This is a genomic window from Streptomyces sp. Ag109_G2-15 (assembly GCF_900215565.1).
GTDB lineage: Bacteria > Actinomycetota > Actinomycetes > Streptomycetales > Streptomycetaceae > Streptomyces > Streptomyces diastatochromogenes.
Map to the genome: position 1 here is coordinate 4,023,834 of NZ_OCNI01000001.1, position 26,207 is coordinate 4,050,040.

Below are 26,207 nucleotides of genomic sequence, written 5' to 3' on the forward strand. Positions count from 1 at the left end.
AGCCAGAGGACAATGCAGACCAAGCTGGACGAAGCCAAGGCCGAGCTGCTCGAACGGGCCGCCCGGGTAGCTGAGAACAGCCCGGTCGGGGGGCACCTACCGACCGGGACGACGGGCGAGGGCTCGGCCGGTACTCCCGACACCGAGTCCGTGCTCGCGTTCCTCCAGCGCTACTACCTGCACACCGCCCCGGAAGACCTCACCGACCGCGACCCGGTCGATGTCTTCGGCGCCGCGGTCTCGCACTACCGGCTCGCCGAGAACCGCCCCCAGGGCACCGCGAACGTCCGGGTGCACACCCCGACCGTCGAGGAGAACGGGTGGACCTGCAGCCACACCGTCGTGGAGGTCGTCACCGACGACATGCCCTTCCTCGTCGACTCGGTCACCAATGAGCTGACCCGGCAGGGACGCGGCATCCACGTCGTCATCCACCCGCAGATCGTCGTCCGGCGCGACCTCACCGGCAAGCTCATCGAGGTGCTGCCCACCGCACCCGGCGGCGACCTCCCGCACGACGCGCACATCGAGTCCTGGATCCACGTCGAGACCGACCGGGAGACCGACCGCGCCGATCTGAAGCAGATCACCGCCGACCTGCTGCGCGTCCTGTCCGACGTCCGCGAGGCCGTCGAGGACTGGGAGAAGATGCGGGACGCGGCGACCCGGATCGCCGACGAGCTGGGGAGCGAGCCCCGGCCGGGCGACCTCCCCACGCCCGAGGTCGAGGAGGCCCGCGAGCTGCTGCGCTGGCTGTCCGCCGATCACTTCACCTTCCTCGGCTTCCGCGAGTACCAGCTGCGCGACGACGACACCCTCGCCGCCGTGCCCGGCACCGGCCTGGGCATCCTGCGCTCCGACCCGCACCACGCCGAGGACGACCAGCACCCGGTCAGCCCGTCCTTCGAGCGGCTGCCGGCCGACGCCCGCGCCAAGGCGCGCGAGCACAAGCAGCTGGTGCTGACCAAGGCCAACAGCCGGGCCACCGTGCACCGGCCGTCGTACCTGGACTACGTCGGCGTCAAGAAGTTCGCCGCGGACGGCAGCGTCGTCGGCGAGCGCCGTTTCCTCGGTCTGTTCTCCTCCGCCGCCTACACCGAGTCCGTCCGCCGGGTCCCGGTCATCCGGCGCAAGGTCGACGAGGTCCTGCAACGCGCCGGCTTCTCGCCCGAGAGCCACGACGGCCGCGACCTGCTCCAGATCCTGGAGACCTACCCGCGCGACGAGCTGTTCCAGACCCCGGCCGCCGAGCTGCAGGCCATCGCGACGAGCGTTCTGTACCTGCAGGAGCGCCGCCGGCTGCGGCTGTACCTGCGCCAGGACGAGTACGGCCGCTACTACTCGGCCCTCGTCTACCTCCCGCGCGACCGCTACACCACCGGCGTCCGGCTGCGGATCATCGACATCCTGAAGGAGGAGCTCGGCGGCATCAGCGTCGACTTCACCGCCTGGAACACCGAGTCGATCCTGTCCCGGCTGCACTTCGTCGTCCGCGTCCCGCCGGGCACCGAGCTGCCCCAGCTGTCGGACGCCGACAAGGACCGTATCGAGGCCCGCCTGGTCGAGGCCGCCCGGTCCTGGGCGGACGGGTTCGCGGAGGCGCTGAACGCCGAGTGCGGCGAGGAGCGCGCGGCCGAGCTGCTGCGCCGCTACTACGGCGGCAACTCCTTCCCCGAGGGCTACAAGGCCGACCACACCCCGCGCGCGGCGGTCGCCGACCTGGTCCACCTGGAGCGGCTCACCGCGGAGAAGGGCAACGACTTCTCGCTCAGCCTGTACGAGCCGGTGGGCGCCGCTCCCGACGAGCGCCGCTTCAAGATCTACCGCAAGGGCGACGCGGTCTCCCTGTCCGCCGTGCTGCCGGTCCTCAACCGGCTCGGCGTCGAGGTCGTGGACGAGCGGCCGTACGAGCTGCGCTGCGCGGACCGCACCGTCGCCTGGATCTACGACTTCGGTCTGCGCCTGCCCAAGGCGCTGGGCGGCGGCAACGGCGACTACCTCGGCGACGACGGCCGTGAGCGGTTCCAGGAGGCGTTCGCCGCGACCTGGACCGGTCTGGCGGAGAACGACGGCTTCAACGCCCTCGTGCTGAGCGCCGGGCTGAACTGGCGGCAGGCTACGGTGCTGCGCGCGTACGCCAAGTACCTGCGGCAGGCCGGCTCCACCTTCAGCCAGGACTACATGGAGGACACCCTCCGCAACAACGTCCACACCACCCGGCTCCTCGTCTCCCTGTTCGAGGCGCGGATGTCCCCGGACCGGCAGAAGGCCGGCCTGGAGATCGTGGACGCTCTGCTGGAGGAGCTGGACGCGGCCCTGGACCAGGTGGCGAGCCTGGACGAGGACCGCATCCTGCGCTCCTTCCTGACCGTCATCAAGGCGACCCTGCGCACGAACTTCTTCCAGGAGGCGCTCGGCGGCAAGCCGCACGAGTACGTGTCCATGAAGTTCGACCCGCAGGCCATCCCGGACCTGCCCGCGCCGCGCCCGGCGTACGAGATCTGGGTGTACTCGCCGCGGGTCGAGGGCGTGCACCTGCGCTTCGGCAAGGTCGCCCGAGGCGGCCTGCGCTGGTCGGACCGCCGTGAGGACTTCCGTACCGAGATCCTCGGCCTGGTCAAGGCGCAGATGGTGAAGAACACCGTCATCGTGCCGGTCGGCGCCAAGGGCGGCTTCGTCGCCAAGCAGCTGCCGGACCCGAGCGTGGACCGGGACGCGTGGCTGGCCGAGGGCATCGCCAGCTACAAGACGTTCATCTCGGCGCTGCTCGACATCACCGACAACATGGTGGCCGGCGAGGTCGTGCCGCCGCAGGACGTGGTGCGGCACGACGGGGACGACACCTACCTGGTGGTCGCGGCCGACAAGGGCACCGCGACGTTCTCCGACATCGCCAACGGAGTTGCCGAGAAGTACAACTTCTGGCTCGGCGACGCCTTCGCCTCCGGCGGCAGCGCGGGCTACGACCACAAGGGCATGGGCATCACCGCGCGCGGCGCCTGGGAGTCCGTGAAGCGGCACTTCCGTGAGCTGGGCGTGGACACGCAGACCGAGGACTTCACGGTCGTCGGCATCGGTGACATGTCCGGTGACGTGTTCGGCAACGGCATGCTGCTCTCCGAGCACATCCGCCTGGTCGCCGCCTTCGACCACCGGCACATCTTCATCGACCCGAACCCGGACGCGGCCACCTCCTACGCCGAGCGCCGCCGCCTGTTCGAGCTGCCCCGCTCCAGCTGGGCGGACTACAACACCGAGCTGCTGTCGGCGGGCGGCGGGATCTTCCCGCGCACGGCCAAGGCGATCCCGCTCAACGCGCACATCCGCGAGGCGCTGGGCATCGAGGAGAAGATCTCCAAGATGACCCCGGCCGACCTGATGAAGACGATCTTCCAGGCGCCGGTGGACCTGCTGTGGAACGGCGGCATCGGCACGTACGTGAAGTCGTCGGCGGAGTCCAACGCCGACGTCGGCGACAAGGCCAACGACGCCATCCGCGTCGACGGCCGCGACCTGCGCGTCAAGGTCGTCGGCGAGGGCGGCAACCTGGGCCTGACCCAGCTGGGCCGCATCGAGTTCGCGCTGCACGGCGGCCGGATCAACACCGACGCGATCGACAACAGCGCCGGTGTGGACACCTCCGACCACGAGGTGAACATCAAGATCCTGCTGAACGGCCTGGTCGCGGACGGCGACATGACCGTCAAGCAGCGCAACAAGCTGCTCGCCGAGATGACCGACGAGGTCGGCGCGCTGGTCCTGCGCAACAACTACGCGCAGAACACGGCGCTCGCCAACGCCCTCTTCCAGTCCAAGGACATGCTGCACGCGCAGCAGCGGTTCATCCGCCACATGGTCCGCGAGGGCCACCTGGACCGGGCGCTGGAGTTCCTGCCCACCGACCGCCAGATCCGCGAGCGGCTCGGCCAGGGCCAGGGCCTGACCGGTCCGGAGACGGCCGTCCTGCTGGCGTACACGAAGATCACGGTCGCCGAGGAGCTGCTGCACACCTCGCTGCCGGACGACCCGTATCTGCGCACCCTGCTGCACGCCTACTTCCCGACGGCGCTGCGCGAGCGGTTCGCGGACGCGGTCGACAGCCACCCGCTGCGCCGCGAGATCACCACGACCGTGCTGGTCAACGACACGGTCAACACGGGCGGTACGACGTATCTGCACCGTCTGCGCGAGGAGACGGGTGCCTCGCTGGAGGAGATCGTCCGCGCCCAGACCGCGGCCCGCGCGATCTTCCGCTCGGCGCCGGTGTGGGACGCGGTCGAGGAGCTGGACAACAAGGTCGACGCGGCCGTCCAGACCCGGATCCGGCTGCACTCGCGCCGCCTGGTCGAGCGCGGCACGCGCTGGCTGCTGAACAACCGGCCGCAGCCGCTGCAGCTCGCCGAGACCGTCGAGTTCTTCGGCGAGCGGGTGGAGCGGGTCTGGCAGGAGCTGCCCAAGCTGCTGCGCGGCGCGGACCTGGAGTGGTACCAGCACGTGTACGACGAGCTGTCCGCGGCCGGTGTCCCGGACGAACTGGCCACCCGCGTGGCCGGGTTCTCCTCCGCCTTCCCGGCGCTGGACATCGTCTCGGTGGCCGACCGCATGGGCAAGGAGCCGCTGGACGTCGCCGAGGTCTACTACGACCTCGCCGACCGGCTCAACATCACGCAGCTGATGGACCGCATCATCGAGCTGCCGCGCGCCGACCGTTGGCAGTCGATGGCCCGCGCCTCCATCCGCGAGGACCTGTACGCGGCCCACTCGGCCCTCACGGCGGACATCCTCGCGGCCGGCAACGGCTCCGCCAGCCCGGAGCAGCGCTACCAGGCCTGGGAGCAGAAGAACTCGGCGATCCTGGGCCGGGCGCGCTCCACCCTGGAGGAGATCCGCGGTTCGGAATCCTTCGACCTCGCCAACCTGTCGGTGGCGATGCGGACGATGCGGACGCTGCTGCGCACGCATTCGTAGCCGTACGGCGATGAGGGCGCCCCGGGCCGGTCAGGCCCGGGGCGCCTTCTTTCTTGCCGAGCCTTAGCCAAAAAAGATCAGCGAATTTACCGTTTCCTGCTAATCGGTACGTTTCGGATAGGGTCGGGGCTGTGACAGTGAACCTCACCGAGACCCGCCCGGCGGCAACCGCGCCGGCTCCGGCCCGGCCCGTCACGCGCGTCGTGCTGGAAGTCGTGAAATTCGGGGTTGTCGGCGGCAGCGGTGTCCTCGTCAATTTCCTGGTCTTCAACCTGCTGCTGCACGGCCTGCGTTGGCAGGCGATGACCGCGACGGTCCTGGCCAGCTGTATCGCGATGGCGACCAATTACCTGGGCTTCCGCTATTACGCGTATCGCGACCGGGCCTCGCGCACCCGCCGCCAGCTCGTCCTGTTCTTCGTCTTCAGCGGACTCGGCGTGGTCATGGAAAGCGGCCTGTTCTGGGTCGGTTATCACGGGCTCGGACTGCACAGTGCGTTCGAATCGAATGCGGTGAAGGCGCTGTCGATCGTGCTCGCCTCCGCCTTCCGTTTCCTTGTCTACCGCACCTGGGTGTTCCAGCAGGATGCGCGCCGCGCCGCCTAGCCCCGCGGGCGCGGTGCGGGCGCTGCCGCAGGCCGCCGCCGCGCTCGTGCTGGTTCTGATGCTCCTGGTGATCGTCCGTCTGCCCTGGGCGGGCGATCTCGGTATGCACGCGGCGACCGTGCAACGGCTGCGGCACAGCCTGTCGAACCCCGGGAACCCGTTGGTCGACGCCGACACGCCGAGCCCGTACTACTCGCCCTGGATGCTGCTGCTGGGCTGCCTCGCCAGGATCACCAGCCTGTCGGTGTTCGACGTGCTGCGGATCGGCGCGGTCGTCGGGCTCGGGCTGCTGGTCACCGGGGTGTGGCGGTACGTCCGCACGCTCAGCGCGCACCGCGCGGCGCCCGCCCTCGCGATCCTGAGCCTGGTCTTCCTCTGGGGCCCCCTCCTGTTCAACTGGAGCGGCTTCCTCGGTCTCAACTCGCTCGCGCTGACGGTGTCGTACCCGAGCGTGCTCGCCCTCGGCCTGTCGTTCCACTTCTGGGCCTGGCTGACCCGGGCGTTGCGCGACGAGACCCGCTGGGGGGTGTGGCTGGGGCTCGGCCTGCTGTGGGGGCTGATCCTGCTGTGCCACCAGTTCACGGGGGTGGTGGCGTCACTGGGCGCGCTGGCGCTGGTGATCGCGGCACGGCCGGGCAGGACGGTACTGCTGCGGCTCGGCGCCGCTCTGGCGCTCGGCGTGGTGCTGCTGGGGCTCTGGCCGTACTACGACTTCTTCTCGCTCTTCTCCGCCGGCGCGGACCTGGAGGCGATCCACCGGCCGCTGTACGACCACCTGGCCGGGCGGTTCGGGCTGGTGCTGCTGGGGGTCGTGGCACTGGGCCTGCGCTGGCGGCGGGACCGCTGGGATCCGCTGGTCCTCTTCTTCCTCCTCGGTGTGCTGGTGTTCGCCGCGGGCGGGCTGACCGGGCACTACTCGTGGGGCCGCGCCCTGCCGGCCGTACTGATCCCGGCCCAGCTGGCGGCCGCGCTGGAGGCCGTGTCGGCGGGGAAGCGGGCGGTCCAGGTCGGGTGGGCGTGTGTGCTCGGCGCTGCGCTGGCCGTGGGGGCGTGGGCGCAGGCGGGGACGCTCGGGTATGTGGTCGGGCGGGATGCGCTGCCCGGGGCGGTCGCGGCGAAGTACCGGACGCCGTGGGTGGGGTATCAGTGGATCACGCCCTGGGTGAAGTACGGGGACGTGGTCATGGCCCGTACGTTTCCGTCCCGGCAGATTCCCGCGTACGGGCCGTACACCGTGGCTCCTGGGTATCCCGATGTGTTTCTGCCGGATGCGGGTCGGCGGGATGCGGCGGTGACGCGGTACTTCGCTGCGGGTACGTCGGCCGAGGGGCGGCGGACCATATTGCGGGAGTACGGGGTGCGGTGGGTCGTGGGCGGCAGGTCGTCCGCGGAGCCGTGGCTGCGGCAGGTGGCCACCGGGCCGGGTGAGCAGGTCCTGTACGAAGTGGACCGCTGACCGGCGCTGCGGCTGGGCGGGGGTGGGTTTCGCTTGCCCGCGCCCCAAAGGGGCGCGGGGAACTGCGCGACCAGCCCCCACGCACCCGCAGACGAAGATCGGCCCTGTTACCTCAGCACACTCGCCACCAGCCGCGCAGCGTTCCGTACCTTCGGGCGGGCCACCTTCTGGACCACCGGTCTGATCACCGTGGCCGTAACTCCCACCGGCTGCCAACGGATCTGGAGGCGGCCGGGGTTGCGGCCCTCCGGTTCGATGGTGACCTGGTGGGGGGTGGCGCCGGAGCGGTAGTCGATGCGGGCTGTGACGACGGGGAAGTCCAGGGGGGCCAGGAGCAGGCCCGAGTGGGCCAGACCCTGTTGTTCCAGGCGGAGCAGCGGGTGGCGTACTCCGTCGAAGCCCTGCACAGGCAGCGGTGCCGTCGACAGGTCCAGGCGGACGCGGCCCTCGAAGAGGCCCGGGCGGACCGGGTCCAGGCGGAACGGGACCGTCAGGCGGCGCCGGCCGGGGGCCAGCACCAGACTCGCGCGCTGCGGTCCCACCGGGAGCCGCAGGCCGGGGTCGTAGGTGCGGATCGCGAGGGTGACGCAGGCTCCAGGGCCCGGCGTCAGTTCGGTGATCTCGTGGCGGAAGTGAGCGCTGGGGAAGGGGCGCGTGTCCAGCTCCAGGTCGGAGACGTCCAGTTCGCGGCGGGCCCGGTCGGCGGAGGGGACGGTGTCACCCCAGTAGGTGGTGCCGGAGTCGTCGGCGGTGACCTGCCGAGGTGCTACGCCGTTGCCCAGGCCGCGCGCCGCCAGCCGGACGTCGGACAGGCGGCCGTCGCGCAGGAGTTGGAGGATGATCCGTTCCGGGCGGGGCAGGCGGGCGAAGGCGCCCTCGGCCAGCGTGTCCAGGTACGGGTTCATGATCTCGGCGAAGGACTCCAGCCACTCGGCGTCCCGGTAGGGCAGGTCGCCCGCGTACATCCGGAAGTCGTGCTTGAGGAACTTGAAGTCCTTGTCCTCCCGCAGCGCCGCGTGCCCGCTCTCCACCAGGAAGTCGTCGATCAGACGCTGGACGTGGACCCGGTCGCGGACGTTCGTGACCTTGTGCCGCTGGTTGGAGATGGACGCCGAGGCCGCCGCCGCGAACGGGTCGATGTACCAGACGTACACCGGGTCCGGGATGATCGTGAACGCCTTCGCCAGGCAGTACGCCTGCGCCGAGAACAGCTGGTCCTCGTAGTGGATGCCCTCCGGGAAGCGGAGCTGGTGGCGGTCGAGGAACGCGCGGGCGTACATCTTGCTGGTGGAGAGGTGCTCGAAGAGCAGCCGGGGGTCGTCCTCGATGCCTTCCACCGTGCGGTGCTCGGCGACCAGGTGGGGCATCCAGGTCGAGCGGTGACCGTTGTCCACCCGGACCCGGCGGACCGCACCCATCGTGAAGTCCACCTCCCGCTCCCGGTGCGCCGCCAGCAGCAGCTCGACCGCGCGCGGCGGGAGTTCGTCGTCGCTGTCGAGGAACATCAGGTACGGCGCCCGGGCGATCTCGATGGCCCGGTTGCGCGGGGCGCTGCAGCCGCCGCTGTTCTCCGGCAGGCGGAGGTAGCGGACGCGGTGGTCCTCGGCGGCCAGCCGCCGTGCCACCGCGGGCGTGTCGTCGGTCGAGTGGTCGTCGCTGATGACGATCTCGATGTTGGCGTGGGTCTGGGCGCGCAGCGACGCGACCGCCCGGGGGAGGCGGGCCGCGTCGTTGTAGACGATGACCGTCACCGTGACGTCGGGGGTCGTCATGCCGTGGCCTCCTCGGGGGTCGGGGCGGGGGTGCGTTCGTCGAGCGGGAGTACCGGGGGCAGCGCCTCCTCGGGTTCACCGAGGAAGACCCGTCGTACGACCCGTTCGGCGGCGCGTCCGTCGTCGTACTCGCAGAACCGGCGCCGGAACGCGGCCCGCGCCTTCGCCGCGCCCTCGTCACGCCAGGCGCCGGAGAGGAAGATCTCCGCGAGTTCCTCCTGGGTGCGGGCGACCCGGCCCGGCGCCTCGGCCATCAGGTCGAAGTAGACGCCCCGGGTGGTCCGGTACGTCTCCCAGTCGTCGGCGTAGACGACGATCGGGCGGTCCAGGTTGGCGTAGTCGAACATGATCGACGAGTAGTCCGTGACCAGCGCGTCGGCGGCCAGGCACAGCTCCTCTACGGGGTCGTAGGAGGAGACGTCGATGATCCGGCCGGAGCGGCGCAGGCCGGTCAGCGGGGAGGCCGCGCCGCCGTAGAAGTAGTGGGCGCGGACCAGCAGGACCGTGTCCTCGCCGAGCTGGTCGGCGAGGGCGGCGAGGTCGAGGCGGGGCGTGAAGCCGGCCTCGTAGTCGCGGTGGGTGGGGGCGTAGAGGACGGCTGTCCTGCCGGGGGCGATGCCCAGGCGCGCGCGGGCGGCGCGGACGTCGGCGGCCGTGGCCGTGTAGAAGACGTCGTTGCGCGGATAGCCGTGGTCCAGGGAGGTGTAGCGGGCCGGGTAGGCGCGCTCCCACATGCGGGTGGAGTGGCTGTTGGCGCTGACGCTGTAGTCCCACTTGTCGATACGGGCCAGCAGTGCGGCGAAGTCCAGGCCCTTGGCGGCGGCCGGGTGTTCCATCTGGTCCAGGCCCATGCGCTTGAGCGGGGTGCCGTGGTGGGTCTGGAGGTGGATCGCCTCGGGGCGTTTGACCACCGCGTTGGGGAAGTTGACGTTGTTGACGAGGTACTTGGCGGTGGCCAGGGTCTCCCAGTAGCGGCGGGTGCCGGGGATCACATGGTCCGTGCCGGGCGGCAGGAGGGCCGCGTTCTCCTTGTTCACCACCCACACCCGGTGGATGTGCGGGGCGAGTTCGGCGAGCTTGGCGGCGATGGCGGCCGGGTTGCAGGAGACCCCGCGCTCCCAGTAGGCCGCGAACACGGCCAGGTTCGGGTCGACCGGACGGCTGAGCGCCCTGCGGTACTGCTGGTCGCGGAGCTTCGCGCCGACCTGGCGCTTACGGGTCCGTACGGCCTTCTTGGCGGCGCGGCGGCTGCGGTTGGCGGCCTGGAAGGCGCGGTACTTGGTGTACGCGCCCTCTTCGAGCAGGGCGTGCCGGACGCCCTCGATGCCGGCCGGGCGCTGGTGGCCCTCCGGGCGCCAGCGGACCGCCGCGAGGGAGGCCCGGCGGAAGAACTCACGGGCCACCGCGTCGGGCAGGTTCTCGCCGGCGAAGGTGCGCACCAGGTCGCGGACCATCAGGTCGTACAGAACCGTACGGGCGGCACGGCGGTCCCTGGCGAGCGGGAGCAGGGACTCGTAGCGGTCGATGAGCGCGAAGCGGTCCTCGGGGGTGAGGGGCGGCTGGCTCTCGGGGCGCAGCACGCGGTTCTCGTACGCCGCCTGGTTCAGGCAGGCGACACGGCCGGCGTGCAGCAGGGCCGCGTGGGCGGCGTACGGCTCGTCGTCGGTGGTGAGCTGCTCCTCGTGCGCCCGCCAGAACGCGGTGCGCAGGGCGCGGGTGCCGAGCAGCGGGGTGAGGCGCAGCAGGTCGGCCGCGTCGTCCAGGGCGAGGTCGGCGCGGCCGGCGCCGGCGAGGAGGCGGCCGTCGCGGGAGGGGGCGGCGGCGGTCTGCCAGGTGGTGGTGACGTGGTCGAGGAGGAGTACGTCAACGGGGGTGCCAGTGGTGCCGGTGTCGTCCAGTTCGGCGGTCCGCTCGGCGATCAGCCGGGGCGCGCCGGCGGGCAGACCGTCCTTGGAGTGCACGAAGTGCAGCCAGCGGCCGGAGGCCCGCGCGGCGCCCGCCGCCCGGGCCGCCGCGTCACCGGTGTCCTCCGGCAGGGGCACCACGACCGTCTCAGGAGCGTGGCGCTCGGCCGTCTCCCGCGCCCAGTCGCCGACCGCGGCGACGATCACCTCGGCGTCCGGGAGCGGGCGGGCCTCCAGCGAGTCCAGCAGCTCGGTCAGATGTCCTTGGGCGTTCGGCCCGTAGACGATGACGCTGAGTTGGGGCATCGCAGGGGACTCCTTGGGCTCGTCATCTCAGGGGGCACCCTTCATAACATACTGTCACTAGAGGGATGAAAGGTATAACCACGCCTGAGGTAAGAGCAGGGCTCACGAAGGAAGAGGGACTTTGGGAGCCTCGGGTTTCGGCGCCGCCTTCTTGGGTGCCGGCTTCTGCTGTGCCTTGCCGGTCTTGTCGCCGGTGAAGGCCTCGTACTCCTGCATGACGTCCTCCGTCGGCCCGTCCATGCGCAGCTCGCCGCGCTCCAGCCACAGCACCCGCTCGCAGGTGTCACGGATCGACTTGTTGTTGTGGCTGACCAGGAAGACCGTTCCCGCGTGCTCGCGCAGCTCGCGGATCCGCTCCTCGGAGCGCTTCTGGAAGGAGCGGTCGCCGGTGGCCAGCGCCTCGTCGATCAGCAGGACGTCGTGATCCTTGGCGGCGGCGATGGAGAAGCGCAGGCGGGCGGCCATGCCGGAGGAGTACGTCCGCATGGGCAGCGTGATGAAGTCGCCCTTCTCGTTGATCCCGGAGAAGTCGACGATGTCCTGGTAGCGGTCCTTGACCTGCTCACGGGACATGCCCATGGCGAGACCGCCGAGGTGGACGTTGCGTTCGCCGGTGAGGTCGTTCATCAGGGCCGCGTTGACGCCCAGCAGGGAGGGCTGGCCGTGGGTGTAGATGTGTCCGTTCTCCACCGGGAGGAGCCCGGCGACGGCCTTGAGCAGCGTGGACTTGCCGGAGCCGTTCGTGCCGATCAGTCCGATCGCCTCGCCCTTGTAGGCGACGAACGACACCTTCTTCACCGCGTGCACCCGGCGCACGCCGGCCGCCTTCTCGGCCTGCTTGCGGCGCAGGATGCGGTTGAGGGCGGCGGTGGCGGTGCCGCGGCCCGCGCCGGTGCCGTTGACCCGGTAGACGATGTCGACGCCGTCGGCGACGACGGTGGGGATGTTCTCTGCGGTCTGCTCAGCCACGGCCGTACGTCTCCTCAGCCTTCCAGAAATAGATGAAGCCGCCGATGCCGGCCAGCAGCGCCCAGCCGGTGGCCGCCGCCCACACGTGCGGGGGCAGCTGCTTGCCGTGGAAGCTGTGGATCAGCGCGTACCGCATGAGGTCGATGTAGACGGCGGCCGGGTTGGTCTCCAGCATGACCGTGACGATGTGCGGCAGGTTGTCCTTCTTGGTGAGCTTGCTGATGCTCCACATCACGCCGGACACGTACATCCAGGTGCGCAGCACGAACGGCATCAGCTGGGCGATGTCCGGGGTCTTGGCACCCCACCGGGCCACGATCATCGACACGCCCGCGTTGAAGACGGACTGCAGGATCAGCGCGGGGATCGCGAGCAGCCAGCGGGGCGTGATCGGGATGCCGAAGGACAGGATGATCACGACCAGCGCGGTCATCGAGAACAGCAACTGCTGGAGCTGCTGGAGGCAGAAGGAGATCGGCAGCGAGGCGCGTGGGAAGTGCAGGGCGCGGACCAGACCGAGGTTGCCCGAGATCGCGCGGGTCCCCGCCATGATCGAGCTCTGCGTGAACGTCCAGATGAACACGCCCGTGACCAGGAAGGGGATGTAGTCCGGCACGCCCTTGCTGGTGCCCAGGAGCACGCCGAAGATGAAGTAGTAGACCGCCGCGTTCAGCAGCGGGTTCATGACCTGCCAGATCTGGCCGAGCTTCGCCTGGCTGTACTGGGCGGTGAGTTTGGCGGTGGCGAAGGCGGTGATGAAGTGGCGTCGGGCCCACAGCTGGCGGACGTACTCCGGCAGGGTCGGGCGGGCGCCGCTGACCGTGAGGCCGTGCCGGGCGGCCAGCGCCGTGAGGTCGTCGTCGGCCGGGACCTGGGTGGGGGGCGGTGTGTGGAGGACCTGGCTCACATCCGCTGCTTTCGCTCGGGGGAGGGGGGTGCGTCCGGCTGCCGCCGGGCCTGCGCGGTCCTCGTCCGCCATCCGGCGTTTCCTTACGCTTCTCTTCACGTTCTCTTACGTCGGGACGGGACCGTATCGTCGCAACGTGAGCGTAGAACCATCGACCGTCGGAACGCAACCGTTTCGTCGTAACGCCCTATGCTGTTCGGTATGACGACGAACGCCGACGAGGCCCCGAAGCGCGTGCGCCGCCGGGCCCCCGCCGGGGCTGCCGTGCTCCGGGAGGACGTGACCGAGGCCATCCGCGCGGCCGTCTTCGAGGAACTGGCGGCCGTCGGCTATGCCCGTATGTCCATCGAGGGCATCGCACGGCGGGCGGGCGTCGGCAAGACGGCTGTCTACCGCCGCTGGCGCTCCAAGCTCCACCTGGTGCTGGACGTGGTGTCGGCGATGGCGGTACTGGGCCTGCCGGTCCCGGACACGGGCTCCCTGGAGGGGGACCTGCGGCTGTTGTACGAGGTGACGTCCCGCGCCCTGCGCCACCCCGTGGCCTCCCAGATCATCCCCGACCTCCAGGCGGAGGCGGCCCGCAATCCCGACATCGCGGAGGCCATGCAGAAGGCGCTGCGGGACGGTCAGGAGGGGGTCGCCAGCAAGATCGTGGCGGCGGCGGAGGCGCGGGGCGAGGTCCGGGCCGGGATCGATCCCGACCTGGCCCTGGACCTGATCTCCGGCCCGCTGTACTGGCGCTCGGTGGTGATCCGCTCCCCGAAGCTGCCGAAGGGGTACCTGGAGAATCTGGCCCGGGCTACGGCGGGGGCGCTCAAGGCGCTGTGACCTTGCCCGGCACTGTGGCCGGCCGGGGGTGGGTCCCGCTTGCCCGCGCAGGCGGCTTGCCGCTAGAGCAACCGCTGGGCGAGGTCGACCAGTTCCGGTGCCCGTAGTACCCGCCCGTCGAACCCTGGCAGCGGTACGTGAATTAGCGCGGTCCAGCGTTCCGGTACCGCGCCGATCCCGTACACCGCTCCCGCCAACGCCCCGGTGACCGCCGCCACCGTGTCCGTGTCGCCGCCCAGGTCGATCGCCGTACGTACCGCCTCCTCGTAGGACGTCGTCGTGCGCAGGGCCCAGACCGCCGAGCCCAGGCAGGGCCAGACCGCGCCGTTGAACTCGGTGGCCTGGTCCGGGTGCCAGCCGGGGGAGAGGATGGTCGCGTAGCGGGCCCGGTGGTCGGGGTGGAGCGCCGCCAGGGTGTCCGGTACGGCGGTGAGCGGATCCTCTCCGGTCAGGGCGGCGCGGATCAGCTCGTGCAGGACGGCCGTGCCCTCCCAGGCCGCGGGGTCGCCGTGAGTGAGGGCGCAGAGGCGGCGGGCAGCGTCCATGGTGGCCGCACGGCCGTAGCGTGCGAAGTGGAGCGCCGAGGGGGCCGCCCGCATCAACGCCCCGTTCCCGGCCGCCCGTTGGTTCGTCCGGAAGTGCAGGGTCGCGGCTGTGTCCCAGGGGGCGCCGCCGGTCAGGACCGCCTCCGTCTGGAGACCGATGTCCTTCGGGTCGGCGGCAGCCCAGCGCTGGAAGCGGCGGAACACGTCCGGGAGGTCCAGGCCCCCGCGCTCCAGCAGCGACTCGGCGGTCAGTACGGCCATCTGCGTGTCGTCGGTCGCCTCGCCGGGGTCCCAGCCGCCGCCCCCGCACATCTCCCCGCCGTGCCCGGGGTGCGGGAAACGGGCCGAGAAGGCGCCTTCGGGGCCGAACTCGAAGGGTGCCCCGAGGGCGTCGCCCACGGCGGAGCCGAGCAGGGCTCCGACGGCGCGTTCGATGCACGAGGGATCGGTCATCACCGGAGCCTACGAGCGCGCCGCCTCCGGGTGGAGGCGTACCCAGCCTTCCCAGGCTGAGGTGATCATGTCCTGGACGTCGTACTTGGCCTGCCAGCCCAGTTCGGTGGCGATGCGGTCGGCGGAGGCGACGACGCGGGCGGGGTCGCCGGGGCGGCGCGGGGTGATGATCGGGGGGCGGTCGTAGCCGGTGACCGCGTTGATGTGGTCGATCATCTCGCGGACCGAGACACCCTCTCCGCGGCCGATGTTGAGGGTCAGGTCGCGGCCGGGGGTGGAGCGCAGGGCGCGGGCGACCGTCACATGGGCCTCGGCCAGGTCGACCACGTGGATGTAGTCGCGGACGCAGGTGCCGTCGGGGGTCGGGTAGTCGTCGCCGAAGATGCGCGGCGCCGCGCCCTCGGTGAGCTTCTCGAAGACCATGGGGACAAGGTTGAAGACGCCCGTGTCGGCCAGGGCGGGGGTGGCCGCGCCGGCCACGTTGAAGTAGCGCAGGGACGCGGTCGCCAGGCCCGTCGCCCGGCCCGTCGCGCGCACCAGCCACTCGCCGGCCAGCTTGGTCTCGCCGTAGGGGGAGAGCGGGAGACAGGGGGTCTCCTCCGTGACCAGGTCCACGTCCGGCATGCCGTAGACGGCGGCCGAGGAGGAGAAGACGAAGGACGGGATCTCCGCCTGCGTCACCGCCTCCAGCAGGACGCGCAGGCCCTCCACGTTCTCCCGGTAGTAGTGCAGCGGGAGGTCCACGGACTCGCCCACCTGCTTCTTCGCGGCCAGGTGGACGACCCCGGTCACCTCGTACTCGGCGAGGGTGCGGGCCACCTTCTCGCCGTCCAGGATCGAGCCCCGCACCAGCGGGACCTCGTCGGGCACGCGCCCGGCGACACCGGTGGACAGGTCGTCGTAGACCACGGTCCGCTCGCCCGCCTCGGTCATCGCGCGTACGACGTGCGCCCCGATGTATCCGGCGCCGCCGGTGATCAGCCAGGTCATGTACGGCCTCCCCTCGTCAGCCGGCCGGCCTGTGGTGGCCGGTGGCTCTTGGTCGTGATGGCTTTCGGTCGTGATGGTTCTTCGGTCGTGATGGTTCTTCGGGCGTGATGGTTCTTTGGGCGTGTTGACTCCTGGGCCCGTGGCTCTCGGTCCCTGGGGCGTCTCAGTCCCGTGGGTCTCAGTGAAGCAGGCGGCGGAGTCGGCCGCGGGCCACGCCCATGACGCCCCGTACCCCGGTCGCCACGCGCAGGGCCAGGGCGCCGGAGTGGGTGGCGTACGGCTGGACCAGCAGTACGCCGTGCCGGGCGCTCGGGACGGCGCGTCGGCGCAGCCGGCCGGCGCCCGCGAGGGCGTGCGCCGTCACCTCCCGGGACGCGCCGTCCGCGAAGTGCACGGTCAGGCGCAGATCCCAGGTGCCCGCGCCGAGCGCGCCCAGATCGACGGGCACCTCGGCCGACCAGTCGTCGGCGCTGGAGGGTGTGAAGGTGGTCGTCGCGCGCCGGTCCGTGCGCCCGTCCTCCCTGGACTGCCACTCCACCTCCACCTCCCGCGGCCCGGCCTCGGCCATCCGTCCGTACAGCTCGTGCAGCCGTAGGCACAGTCGGGCGTCACGCGCGCGGGGGCGCAGTTCCGCGTCCACCGTGAGCGGCAGGACGCGGGTGGGGCGGGTCAGGAAGGGGGTGAGGGCGACCTGGGGGAGGTCTGCGGACCATACGGGCGTGCCGTCGGGCGTGCGGGCGTAGGGCGGGAGCAGCCGGGCCGGGCGCGAGGCCAGCTCCTTCAGCCGGGGCAGGTCGCACGGCTCGGCGGACTCCAGGACGACCCGCGCGAGCAGCCGGCCGGGCGCCGTCGGGTTCAGCTCCCAGTCGGCGGCGTCGTAGCGCGCGAGGTACTCCCGGGTGTGCGCCCACCACGCGCGCTGGTAGTGCGCGTCGCGCAACCCCAGCTCGCGGGCGTACATACGCACCTCGTGGTCGAGGAACTTCGCCCGCGCGGCCCGCGCCAGCTCCTTCTGCCCGGCGCTCAGCAGAATGTCGTACGCCAGCGCGCACGCCTCGGTACGCGCCTTCCAGTTGTCGATGCGCCCCCGGTCCAGGGAGAGTGACAACTGCTCGGCGGACCGGCGCACGTGCCACACGTAGACGCGGTCCGGTACGAGTGCGATGCGCGGCGCCGCGGCGAGCACGCGCGCGGTGAAGACGAAGTCCTCGTAGAGGAAGCGCCCCTCGGGGAAGCGGATGCCGTGCTCGCGCAGGAAGGCGGTCCGGTACAGCTTGTTGACGCACAGCGTGTCGTGCACCAGGCGAGGGCGCTGGGAGGGGCGTGCGAGGACGGTGTGCGCCGCATAGAGGGGCGCCTGCCAGGGCTGATCGCGCCCCGAGGGCAGCTCCCGGCGCACGCACAGCCCGCTCGCGACCTCGGCACGCGCCCCCGAGGCCGCCGCCAGCAGCGCGTCCACCGCGCCGGGCGGCAGCACGTCGTCGCTGTCCAGGAACATCACGTACGGCATCGTCACCGCGTCGATCCCGGTGTTGCGCGGGCTGCCGCAGCCGCCGCTGTTGACCCCGCGGCGCACGACCCGCAGTCTGGGTTCGCCGGCGGCCAGGCGGGCCAGCAGTTCGCCGCTGCCGTCCGTCGAGCAGTCGTCGACGGCGACGACCTCACCGACGGCGGCGCCCTGGTCGAGCGCCGAGCGTACGGCGTCGACGACGTGGTCGGCGTCGTTGTAGCCGATGACGACGACACCGACCTGAGGCGTAGGGTTCGGGTCTCGCGGGTCTGGATGCATGGGGTCCACAGGCCGGGAGCGTAGAAATATTCGGTAATACCCCGTTAAGAGATGCTTAGCGCTCGGTCGGGAAGACGGTCTGAATCCGGTCGGGGTTGCGTCGAGGGCGCGGGCTTTCCGGACGGCGGCCGCGCGGAGCGCCACAGCCGGACGAAGGACAGCACCGCGGCGGCGGCCAGCAGCCCGTTGCGGGCCAGCATCAGCAGACAGCCGGTCCAGCTGCCGGCGACCACCTCGCGGTAGAACATCGGGAAGGCCACGGAGGTGAGCGCGCTCGCCGCGAGGATCAGCACGGCCACCGGGCGCTGACTGGTGTGCCGCGAGGTCAGGCACACGGCGGCGAGACCGATCAGCCAGATCATGTACTGGGGGCTGATCACCCGGCTGGTGACGGTGAACAGCAGCACCGCGGCGAGCGCGGCGTCGTACGGCGTGGCCGGGCTCCAGAGTCGCGCCCGCACCCGCCACAGCACCAGCAGCCCGAAGGCCGCCGCGGTGAGCGCGAGGGACGCGGTGGCGACGGCGGGCACGTGCGGGCCGACCAGCTCGATCGCGCCGTACTGGTAGCGGGCCCGGCCGGACCAGCCGGCGTGCCGCGCCAGATTCAGCGCCGTACCGCCGAACGACTCGATCTGCACACCCCGGCCGCCCTGCTCCCGCAGGAAGGCCAGCGGATTGTGGAACGAAAGGGCGAGGAGTGCGAGGAAGGCGCTCCCGGCGGCCACCGTCCACCCCCACGCCCTGCGCGTCACGGGCCCCCGGGGCGCGCCCAGCAGCACCAGGCCCGGCCACACCTTCACCAGCGCGCCCAGCGCGCTGAAAACGCCGCCCGCGCGGGGGGAGCGGCCCAACGTCAACAGGGAGATGACGGCGAGCGCGGTCACCTGCACGTCGTACCGGGCGAGCGGCACATGCAGCAGCAGCGGCAGCCCGCAGGTCCACAGGGTCGCGCCGAACAGGCTCCGCCCGGGGCGCGTTCCCGCGCGGACCAGGGCCGCCGCGATCAGCGCGTCCGCGGCCAGCGTCAGCACCACGAACGCCTGAAAGTACGTCAACCACGGGAGCAGGCCGGGCGCCAGCAGCACCGCGCCCGCGCCCGGTGGGTACTGCCAGGTGCTGTCGTGCGCCGGGAACGCGCCGTGCGACAGGACGCCGTACCAGTGGAAGTACAGCCGCCACACCTCGCGCGGCACCGAACCTCCGCCCAGCAGGGGCGAGCTGTCGTGCGTGAGCAGCCACGACATCAGGGCACGGGTGGCGAGCCATACGGCGGTGAGGGCGAGGACCGGGCCGGGGGTGACACGGAGACGGTTCATCACGTGGGAGCCTAATCCGCGCGGATGGTGTATCCATGCCGATACGCCGTCAATGACCGGCAAAGGTTGGCTAATCGCAAAAGATCGGGCCATGGTGAGCATCGGGCCTCTTGTGAAACCGCAGTCGCGCAGGGCGGCTGCCGCAGCGGATGTCGTACCGGCTGACGCACCGGACGCAGCGGATGCACCGGATGTATCGGTTGCACCGGATGCGCGGGACGCACCTGGTGCAACGACTCGCGCGGCCAGAGGTGCGCGGTGTGTGGCCGGGTTGGTCATGTTGGTGCTCGGGCTCTGGGGGCTGGACCGCGGCGGTATGTGGCGGGACGAGGCCGTCACCTTCCAGGTCGCGCGCCGCACGGTGCCGCAGATCTGGCAGTTGCTGCACGGTGTGGACGCGGTGCACGGCCTGTACTACCTCCTCATGCACGCCGTCCTCGGCGTCCACCCCGGCGAAGTCGTCCTCCGGCTGCCCTCCGTGTGCGCGGCGGCGCTGACGGCGGGACTGGTGGCCGCGCTCGGCGCCCGGCTGGTGCGGCCGCGGGTCGGGTTGTGGGCGGGGCTGCTGTACGCGGTCACGCCGATGGCCGGGCACTACGCGCAGGAGGGCCGCTCGTACGCCTTGGTCGCGGCCGGTGCCACCGGGGCGACGCTGCTGCTCGTGCGGGCCGTGCAGGGGGGTTCCTCCTGGCGGGCGTACGGCGTCGTCCTCGGCCTCACCTGCTGGCTGCACGAGTTCGCGGTCCTGCTGCTGCTCGCCCACGCGGTGTCGCTGGCGCTGGGGCGGGTGGGGGTGCGGGTGTGGCGGGGCTGGGGGTGTGCGGCGGGGACCGTGGGAGTTGCGCTGGTGCCGATGGTTCTTGTGTCGCGGGCGCAGTCGGCTCAGGTGGCGTGGTTGCGGGAGCCGACGTGGCAGACGGCGGGGGGTTTGCTGCGGGGGTTTCTCGGGCCGACGGACGGGGTGTACTGGGCGTGTCTGGGGTTGGCTGTGCTGGGGCTGGTGGGGGTGCTGGGGCGGCGGGGGGCGTTGACGTGTGCGGGGGTTGCCCTGCCGTTGGTTGTGGTGCCGCCGGCGGCGTTGATGCTGGTGTCGCAGGTTTCGCCGCTGTACGTCGACCGGTACGTGCTGTACGCCCTGTCGGGGGCGCCGTTGCTGGTGGCTGCGGGGGCTGATCGGGTGGCGGGGGCGGTGGGTCGCCTGCGGCTCGGTGGTCGCATGCCGGAAGGGCACCCTCGGCTGCCGTCGCTCTCGAAAACCAGCCCCCTCCTCACCCTCACCGGCGTCCTCGCCCTCACCCTCGCTCTCATCCACCAGCTCCCCCTCCTCCGGGACGACCGCGACCCTGCCCGCCGCCCCGATGACCTCGGTGCCGTCTCCCGGGTCGCCGCGCGAGAGGTGCGCGCCGGAGATCCCGTGCTGTTCCTGCCGGTGCAGACGCGGAACGTGGCTCTTGCCTATCCGGGGGCGTTTCGCGGGGCGCGGGATGTGGGGCTGGCGGAGTCGGGGGCCGTGTCGGGGAGTCTGTACGGGAGGGAAGTCGGGGCGGAGACCCTGCGTCGCCGGGTGGCAGGGCTGGAGCGGGTGTGGGTCGTCGCCGACCGGGATCTGCTCGCCGGGCGCTGGAGGTCGGGCAGTCCCGTTGAGCGGGCGAAGCTCGCCGTGCTGGCGGAGCGGTTCGTGCCCGGTGAGGAGTCCGTGCAGGGCGATGTGACCGTGCGGCTCTACGTCCGCCGGCCTGCTGTCAGCGGTAGCCGCTCCGCTCTCAACGGCAGCCACCCCGCTCTCGGCGCCCCCCACCCCGCGCTCAGCGGCAGCCCTCCGCCTCTTCCAGTGCCGCCGCGTCCAGCGTTGAGGTGAGCTGGTCGAGGCGTTCGCGCAGTTCGCCGATCTCCGCCAGTTCGAAGCCCGTCGCCGCCACGATGCGGCGCGGCACCTCCAGGGCCCGCTCGCGCAGCGCCACGCCCTCCTCGGTGAGCCGTACCCGCACCGACCGCTCGTCCTGCACGCTGCGCTCGCGCCGGACCAGGCCGGCCCCCTCCAGCCGCTTGACCAGCGGGGACAGCGTGCCGGAGTCCAGGCGCAGATGCTCGCCGAGCTTCTTGACCGGCAGGTCGCCCTGCTCCCACAGCACCAGCATCACCAGGTACTGCGGGTAGGTGAGCCCGAGGTCCTTGAGGATCACGCGGTAGACGCTGTTGAAGGCGCGGGATGCCGCGTGCAGCGAGAAGCAGATCTGGCGGTCCAGGCGGAGCCAGTCCGCTTCGGGGGCAGGGGTCTGGGTGGCGGTCATGCCTCCAGGGTAGCTCTAGCGAGCCATTTAGTTGTGCACAACTTAATTGTGTGCTCTACTTGTGGTCGTGAAGGCGGCAGGACAGGAGCCGCCGGACCGCACATGACTTTGAGAGGGATGGTCTTCATGGACGCGCTCTACACCGCTGTCGCCACCGCCACCCACGGCCGCGACGGTCGTGCCGTCTCCTCCGACGGCAAGATCGACCTCAAGCTGGCCCCGCCGGTGGAGCTGGGCGGCAACGGCGAGGGCACCAACCCCGAGCAGCTCTTCGCCGCCGGCTACGCCGCCTGTTTCGGCAGCGCCCTCGGTCTCGTCGGCCGGCAGGCGAAGGTGGACGTCAGCGACGCCGCCGTGACCGCCGAGGTCGGCATCGGCAAGCAGGGCGAGGGCTTCGGCCTGAAGGTGACGCTGCGCGTCGAGCTGCCCGAGACCGTGGACGAGGCGACCGGCCGCAAGCTGGTCGAGACCGCCCACCAGGTCTGCCCCTACTCCAACGCCACCCGCGGCAACATCGAGGTCGACCTCGTCATCGAGTAGGACCCCGGGTTGTACGAAGGAACCGGTGACCTGCCGGCCTCACGTGGAGGCCAGCAGGTCACTTCCCGCGTTCTGCCCCGGGATCCGTACGGCAGCGCCCTCGGGCATCGACTCGCCCAGCAGCAGCGTCCGTACGACCCGCTCGGCGGCCCGGCCGTCGTCGAACTCGCAGAACCGCTCCCGGAAGTCCGCCCGCAGCCGCGCCGCCTCCTCGTCCTGCCACGACCCGGAGGCGAACAGCCAGGCCAGCTCCCGGTAGGAGTGGGACACATGGCCCGGCGCCTCCGCGGTGATGTCGAGATAGGCGCCCCGGCTCGCGGTGTACGCGGCCCAGTCGTCGGCGTGGACCACGATCGGCCGGTCCAGGTTGGCGTAGTCGAACATCAGGGCCGAGTAGTCGGTGACCAGCACGTCGGAGGCGAGCATCACCTCCTCGACGTGCGGCTCGTCCGTCGCGTCGACCACGATCCCGCGCCGGGCCAGCTCGGTCAGGCCCATCCCGCGCGCGGGACCGGTCGCCAGCGTCGGGTGCAGCCGGACCACGAGGGTGCAGCCCTTGCCCAGGTCGGCCGCGAACCGGGCCAGGTCGATCCGGTCCACGTGCCCGCCCCGCCGGTAGTCCCGGCGCGTCGGCGCGTACAGCACCACCAGGTGGTCCTCGGGGATGCCGTGCCGCGCCCGGAAAGCGGCGCCGTCCCCGTCGGCCGCGCCGACCAGCACGTCGTTGCGCGGGCTGCCGGTGCGCACCGAGGTGAAGTGGCAGGGGTAGGCACGCTCCCACACCAGCTCGGAGTGCCGGTTGGCGACCAGGCTGTGGTCCCAGCGGTCGGCCCGGCGCAGCATCTGCGGCACGTCGAAGCCGAGCCGGGCGCCCGGCTTGTCCAGCAGGTCGGCGCCCATGTACTTCAGCGGGGTGCCCTGGTGGGTGTGGATGTGCACGCTGCCGGGCCGTTTGGCCAGCGAGCCGGGCCAGTTGACGTCGTTGACGAAGAACTTGGCCCGCGCGGTGACCTCCAGGTAGCGCCGGGAGCCCACCAGCACGTGCTCCACGTCGGGCGGCAGCTGCGCGGCGGCCTCCTCGTCGCGGACCACCCACACCCCACGCAACTGCGGGGCGATCTCGCGCGCCTTGCGGTACACGGCGGCCGGATCGCCCAGCACGCCCCGGTGCGAGGACGCCGAGTACACCACCAGGTGCGGGTCCAGCGGCCGGCGCGCGTGCAGCCCGGTCCAGCCGCTGCGGGCCCGTAGCGCGGCCTCCCGGCGCAGCTGAGCCGTCCACCGTCCGGCTTCCTGCCCGGCCCGCGCGGCCTGCCGCTTCAGCCGGTACGCCGGGTAGTCGCCCTCCAGCAGGGCGACCTCACCGTCCACCAGGGCGCCCTCTGGCCGGTGGCGGCGGAACATCTCGGCCGTACGCCGGAAGAACTCGGCCTTGTCCGCGGGTGGCAGCCGGTCCGGCTTGGCGAGGATGTCCAGGCAGTGCTCGCCCATCTTGCGGTGCAGATACGGCCGCCAGCCCGCCAGTTCCTCGTGCTCGGCCACGAAGGCGAAGACCCGCTCGTACTGGTCGTGGATGTCGAAGTGCTTGCGGCTGGTGGTGGACAGGATGTTGCCCTGCCGGCGCTGCCGGTAGTTCAGGCAGATCCGGTCCAGGGCGGCGATCCGGCGGGCGCTGAGCATGACCGGGAAGGTCCAGGGGGTGTCCTCGTAGTACCCGGGCGGGAACTCGAAGCCGTGCTCCTCGACGAAGTCGCGCCGGTAGACCTTGTTCCACACCACCATCAGCAGATCCAGGATCTCCGGCCGGTCGGTGGCCGTGAAGGTGTCCGCGCCGGCCTCGGCGAGCACCTGCGCGAGCACGTTGCGCCGGGTGCCGCCCCACCAGTAGGTGCGCGCGTAGTCGAAGACCAGCACGTCCGGGTCCTCGGCCTCCGCCAGCCGGTCGGCCACGGCGCGCAGCGCGCCCGAGGTGAGGGTGTCGTCGCTGTCCAGGAAGAACAGGTAGTCGCCGGTGGCGTGCGGCAGACCGGCGTTACGGGCCCGGCCGAGGCCGACGTTCTCCGGCAGGTGCAGCACCTTCACGCGCGGGTCGCGCTCGGCGTACTCGTCCAGGATCGCGCCGCAGCCGTCCGGGGAGCAGTCGTCCACGGCGATCAGTTCGAGGTCGTTGAAGGACTGCAGCAGCACCGAGTCCAGGCACTCGCGCAGGAAGCCCTGCACCTTGAAGCAGGGGACGATGACACTGAAGCGGGGCACTGCGGGTCAGCTCCTCACGAGGGTCGCGGCGGCGGGGGCGGGGATGCGCTCCGCGAGCGGGATCACCGGCGGGATCGCCTCCGGCGGCTCGCCGAGCAGCACCCGCCGTACGACGCGTTCGGCGGCCAGCCCGTCGTCGAACTGGCAGAACCGCTCGCGGAACGCGGCCCGCCGGGCCTTGGCCTCCGGGCCCGCGTAGGAGCCGTCGCGGAAGACGCGGGCCAGCTCCTCGGGGGTGCGGGCGACCGGTCCCGGCGGCTCGGTCATCAGGTCGAAGTAGACGCCCCGCGTCTCCTGGTAGACGTCCCAGTCGTCGGCGTACACGACGATCGGCCGGTCCAGGTTGGCGTAGTCGAACATGATCGAGGAGTAGTCGGTGACCAGCGCGTCCGCCGCCAGGCACACGTCTTCGGAGGAGCGGTGCGTGGTGACGTCGATGATCCGGGCGGAACCCTGGGCGCGCCCCCGGTCGTAGAAGTAGTGGGCGCGCAGCAGGACGACCACGTCCTCGCCGGCCGCCGCGCAGAACGCCTCCAGATCCAGGCCGGCCTCGAAGCCGGTGTGGTGGTCGCGGTGGGTCGGCGCGTACAGCACGGCCGTGCTGCCCTCGGGCACGCCCAGCTCGCGCCGGACGCGGGCGACGTCGTCGGCGGTCGCCGTGTAGTAGATGTCGTTGCGCGGATAGCCGTACTCCAGATGCTCGTACGTGCCGGGGAAGGCGCGCTCCCACATCTGGGTGGAGTGGCGGTTGGACGAGAGGTTGAAGTCCCAGCGGTCCACCCGGCCCAGCATTCTGGTGAAACTGCCGGACTGCGCGGCCACCACCGGGTACGTCGACTGGTCCACGCCCATCGTCTTCAGCGGGGTGCCGTGCTGGGTCTGCAGATGGACACTGCCCCGCCGCTTGACGACGCCCTCGGCGAAGTTGGCGTTGTTCACCAGGTACTTGGCGCGGGCCAGCACCTCCCAGTAGCGGCGGGAGCCGATCACCGCGTGGTCGACGTCCTTCGGCATCGCATGCGCCTGGTCGGCCTCGACCAGGAACACCGAGCGGATGTGCGGGGCGAGTTCGCGGGCCTTGGCGTGGATCGCGGCCGGGTTGCAGGCGTAGCCGCGGCCCCAGTAGGCGCAGTACACGGCCAGGTTCGGGTCGAGGGAGCGGCGCAGGTCGCGGGCGTAGCGCAACCGGGTGCGCAGCAGCTGCGGGCGCGGTACGGCCTCGGCGGCCGTGGCCGCCGCCTGGTTGGCGCCGCGCAGCGCGCGGAACGCGGTGTACGCGCCGGCCGTCAGCAGCCGGTGCTGCACGCCGACGCTGCCGCCCGGGGCGTGGTAGCCGGCGGGCCGGTGCTGCCGGTAGAGCCGGCCGGCCCGGCGGAAGAACGCCCGGTGCCCGGCGGGCAGCCGCTGCGGCCGGGACGCCGTCTTCAGCACATACCCGAAGAGCTGCTCGAAGAGGGCGTGGGTCCGCTCGGCGGACAGCCCGCTCTCGGCCGCCCGGGTCAGCACCAGCTCCACCTGGTCCAGCAGGGCGTGCTGGTGCGGTCCGGGCAGGTTGAGCCTGCTGCCCTGCCGGCGCAGCCGGTGCCGTACGACGACCCTGCGCAGCACCGCGATCCGCCCGGCGGCGATCGTGGTCAGCCCGCCCCAGCCCAGATCCGTGAAGTGGCTCTCGGGAAAGGCGAGTCGGTGCTCGGTGAGAAAGGTACGGCGGTAGACCGCGCTCCACGCCGGCAGCTGCACGCCCGTCAGCTCGGGGAACGCGTCCGGAGCGAAGGCCCCCTTCGGCGCCCTGGCCAGCAGTGGGGCCGCCGGGTTGCTCGCCTCGCCCTCCCACCAGGGGGTCCGCTCGTGCTCGACATGGAGCACGTCGACCCCGGCGGTCTCGGTCAGCCGCGCGTCCAGCGCCGCCAGCGCGCCCGGCAGCAGCAGGTCGTCACCGTCGAGGAACAGCACATACGCGCCGGTCGCCGCCCGCACCCCGGCGTTGCGTGCCCCGCTCAGACCGGCGGCCGGCGGCGAGTTGACCGGTGTCACCCGGGAGTCCCGCTCGGCGTAGGCGGCGGCCACCGCGGCGGCCGGGGCGTCGGGGGCGTCGCAGACCGGGATCAGCTGCAGGTCGCCGAAGGACTGGCCGAGGACCGAGTCCAGCGCCTGGGACAGCCGACCAGCGACCCCGTGGGACGGGACGATGATGGTGAAGCGGGGCATTCTGCTCTTTCTGTCGTCTTGCGGAAGCGGCTGGGTCGTCCGGTGGGGCGCCAGGTGGACGGCCGGACCGGAGTGGGCCGCGTCGTGCTGAGGGGCATGGGAAC

General features: G+C 71.6%; 17 protein-coding genes. 6 read left to right on the top strand and 11 right to left on the bottom strand.

The genetic code is table 11. From position 1 onward, the window contains the following. Window positions 1–12: 12 nt before the first annotated feature. From CRP49_RS18065 to CRP49_RS18075, 3 genes are all read left to right on the top strand, one after another. The gene (locus CRP49_RS18065; protein ID WP_097254296.1) at window positions 13–4,968 is read left to right on the top strand and encodes an NAD-glutamate dehydrogenase; all 4,956 of its coding nucleotides are present in this window, start codon (window positions 13–15) and stop codon (window positions 4,966–4,968) included. A 131-nt stretch (window positions 4,969–5,099) separates the two neighbouring features. After that, window positions 5,100–5,573 (top strand): GtrA family protein, encoded by a 474-nt coding sequence (locus CRP49_RS18070; protein WP_373560355.1) that lies wholly within the window; start codon window positions 5,100–5,102, stop codon window positions 5,571–5,573. Continuing rightward, the gene (locus CRP49_RS18075; RefSeq protein ID WP_097254298.1) at window positions 5,554–7,029 is read left to right on the top strand and encodes a hypothetical protein; all 1,476 of its coding nucleotides are present in this window, start codon (window positions 5,554–5,556) and stop codon (window positions 7,027–7,029) included. The genes CRP49_RS18070 and CRP49_RS18075 overlap by 20 nt, the downstream gene beginning before the upstream one ends. A gap of 107 nt (window positions 7,030–7,136) precedes the next feature. On the opposite strand, the gene CRP49_RS18080 is transcribed toward CRP49_RS18075, so the two are convergent. From CRP49_RS18080 to CRP49_RS18095, 4 genes are all read right to left on the bottom strand, one after another. Further along, a complete protein-coding gene (locus CRP49_RS18080; RefSeq protein WP_097254299.1) occupies window positions 7,137–8,801 on the bottom strand; it encodes a glycosyltransferase family 2 protein in 1,665 nt (554 codons plus the stop codon). Beyond that, window positions 8,798–11,011 carry a CDP-glycerol glycerophosphotransferase family protein gene (locus CRP49_RS18085; protein WP_097254300.1) on the bottom strand — a complete coding sequence of 738 codons (2,214 nt, stop codon included), beginning with the start codon at window positions 11,009–11,011 and terminating at the stop codon, window positions 8,798–8,800. The genes CRP49_RS18080 and CRP49_RS18085 overlap by 4 nt, the downstream gene beginning before the upstream one ends. A 102-nt stretch (window positions 11,012–11,113) precedes the next feature. Then, entirely contained in the window at window positions 11,114–11,980 is an 867-nt protein-coding gene (locus CRP49_RS18090) for an ABC transporter ATP-binding protein (protein WP_097254301.1), read from the bottom strand. Beyond that, on the bottom strand, window positions 11,973–12,887 hold the full coding sequence (locus CRP49_RS18095) for an ABC transporter permease (RefSeq protein ID WP_097254302.1): 915 nt from the start codon (window positions 12,885–12,887) through the stop codon (window positions 11,973–11,975). The genes CRP49_RS18090 and CRP49_RS18095 overlap by 8 nt, the downstream gene beginning before the upstream one ends. A gap of 201 nt (window positions 12,888–13,088) precedes the next feature. On the opposite strand from CRP49_RS18095, the gene CRP49_RS18100 reads away from it, so the two are divergent. Further along, window positions 13,089–13,715, top strand: coding sequence for a TetR/AcrR family transcriptional regulator (locus CRP49_RS18100; protein WP_097257426.1), 627 nt, complete (start codon window positions 13,089–13,091; stop codon window positions 13,713–13,715). Between the two features lie 62 nt (window positions 13,716–13,777). Here the strand turns inward: CRP49_RS18100 and CRP49_RS18105 are convergent, their stop codons facing one another. The 4 genes from CRP49_RS18105 to CRP49_RS18120 form a co-directional block, all read right to left on the bottom strand. After that, entirely contained in the window at window positions 13,778–14,713 is a 936-nt protein-coding gene (locus CRP49_RS18105; RefSeq protein ID WP_097254303.1) for an ADP-ribosylglycohydrolase family protein, read from the bottom strand. Window positions 14,714–14,722: 9 nt separating this feature from the next. Further along, entirely contained in the window at window positions 14,723–15,703 is a 981-nt protein-coding gene (gene galE, locus CRP49_RS18110) for a UDP-glucose 4-epimerase GalE (RefSeq protein WP_097254304.1), read from the bottom strand. A gap of 178 nt (window positions 15,704–15,881) precedes the next feature. Further along, entirely contained in the window at window positions 15,882–17,492 is a 1,611-nt protein-coding gene (locus tag CRP49_RS18115; protein WP_097254305.1) for a glycosyltransferase family 2 protein, read from the bottom strand. A gap of 44 nt (window positions 17,493–17,536) precedes the next feature. Beyond that, window positions 17,537–18,808 (bottom strand): glycosyltransferase family 87 protein, encoded by a 1,272-nt coding sequence (locus tag CRP49_RS18120; RefSeq protein ID WP_179851665.1) that lies wholly within the window; start codon window positions 18,806–18,808, stop codon window positions 17,537–17,539. Window positions 18,809–19,085: 277 nt separating this feature from the next. Between CRP49_RS18120 and CRP49_RS18125 the strand changes: the two genes are divergently transcribed. Next, a complete protein-coding gene (locus CRP49_RS18125; protein ID WP_257033674.1) occupies window positions 19,086–20,666 on the top strand; it encodes a glycosyltransferase family 39 protein in 1,581 nt (526 codons plus the stop codon). Here the strand turns inward: CRP49_RS18125 and CRP49_RS18130 are convergent. Continuing rightward, window positions 20,614–21,099, bottom strand: coding sequence for a MarR family winged helix-turn-helix transcriptional regulator (locus CRP49_RS18130; protein WP_097254308.1), 486 nt, complete (start codon window positions 21,097–21,099; stop codon window positions 20,614–20,616). The genes CRP49_RS18125 and CRP49_RS18130 overlap by 53 nt on opposite strands. Before the next feature lie 126 nt (window positions 21,100–21,225). On the opposite strand from CRP49_RS18130, the gene CRP49_RS18135 reads away from it, so the two are divergent. Continuing rightward, a complete protein-coding gene (locus CRP49_RS18135) occupies window positions 21,226–21,639 on the top strand; it encodes an organic hydroperoxide resistance protein (protein ID WP_094217855.1) in 414 nt (137 codons plus the stop codon). A gap of 39 nt (window positions 21,640–21,678) precedes the next feature. On the opposite strand, the gene CRP49_RS18140 is transcribed toward CRP49_RS18135, so the two are convergent. Together CRP49_RS18140 and CRP49_RS18145 are read right to left on the bottom strand one after the other, a co-directional pair. Continuing rightward, complete coding sequence (locus tag CRP49_RS18140; RefSeq protein ID WP_097254309.1) at window positions 21,679–23,895, bottom strand: bifunctional glycosyltransferase/CDP-glycerol:glycerophosphate glycerophosphotransferase; 2,217 nt, start codon at window positions 23,893–23,895, stop codon at window positions 21,679–21,681. A gap of 6 nt (window positions 23,896–23,901) precedes the next feature. Continuing rightward, entirely contained in the window at window positions 23,902–26,103 is a 2,202-nt protein-coding gene (locus CRP49_RS18145; protein WP_097254310.1) for a CDP-glycerol glycerophosphotransferase family protein, read from the bottom strand. Window positions 26,104–26,207: the final 104 nt, after the last annotated feature.

Bases quoted from the DNA above. Each gene is read 5' to 3' on its own strand.
- CRP49_RS18125 (WP_257033674.1), top strand. From the start codon at position 19,086: ATGTTGGTGCTCGGGCTCTGGGGGCTGGACCGCGGCGGTATGTGGCGG.
- galE (WP_097254304.1), bottom strand. From the start codon at position 15,703: ATGACCTGGCTGATCACCGGCGGCGCCGGATACATCGGGGCGCACGTC.
- CRP49_RS18145 (WP_097254310.1), bottom strand. From the start codon at position 26,103: ATGCCCCGCTTCACCATCATCGTCCCGTCCCACGGGGTCGCTGGTCGG.
- CRP49_RS18100 (WP_097257426.1), top strand. From the start codon at position 13,089: ATGACGACGAACGCCGACGAGGCCCCGAAGCGCGTGCGCCGCCGGGCC.
- CRP49_RS18135 (WP_094217855.1), top strand. From the start codon at position 21,226: ATGGACGCGCTCTACACCGCTGTCGCCACCGCCACCCACGGCCGCGAC.
- CRP49_RS18115 (WP_097254305.1), bottom strand. From the start codon at position 17,492: ATGCATCCAGACCCGCGAGACCCGAACCCTACGCCTCAGGTCGGTGTC.
- CRP49_RS18080 (WP_097254299.1), bottom strand. From the start codon at position 8,801: ATGACGACCCCCGACGTCACGGTGACGGTCATCGTCTACAACGACGCG.
- CRP49_RS18065 (WP_097254296.1), top strand. From the start codon at position 13: ATGCAGACCAAGCTGGACGAAGCCAAGGCCGAGCTGCTCGAACGGGCC.
- CRP49_RS18085 (WP_097254300.1), bottom strand. From the start codon at position 11,011: ATGCCCCAACTCAGCGTCATCGTCTACGGGCCGAACGCCCAAGGACAT.
- CRP49_RS18105 (WP_097254303.1), bottom strand. From the start codon at position 14,713: ATGACCGATCCCTCGTGCATCGAACGCGCCGTCGGAGCCCTGCTCGGC.
- CRP49_RS18120 (WP_179851665.1), bottom strand. From the start codon at position 18,808: ATGAACCGTCTCCGTGTCACCCCCGGCCCGGTCCTCGCCCTCACCGCC.
- CRP49_RS18075 (WP_097254298.1), top strand. From the start codon at position 5,554: ATGCGCGCCGCGCCGCCTAGCCCCGCGGGCGCGGTGCGGGCGCTGCCG.
- CRP49_RS18130 (WP_097254308.1), bottom strand. From the start codon at position 21,099: ATGACCGCCACCCAGACCCCTGCCCCCGAAGCGGACTGGCTCCGCCTG.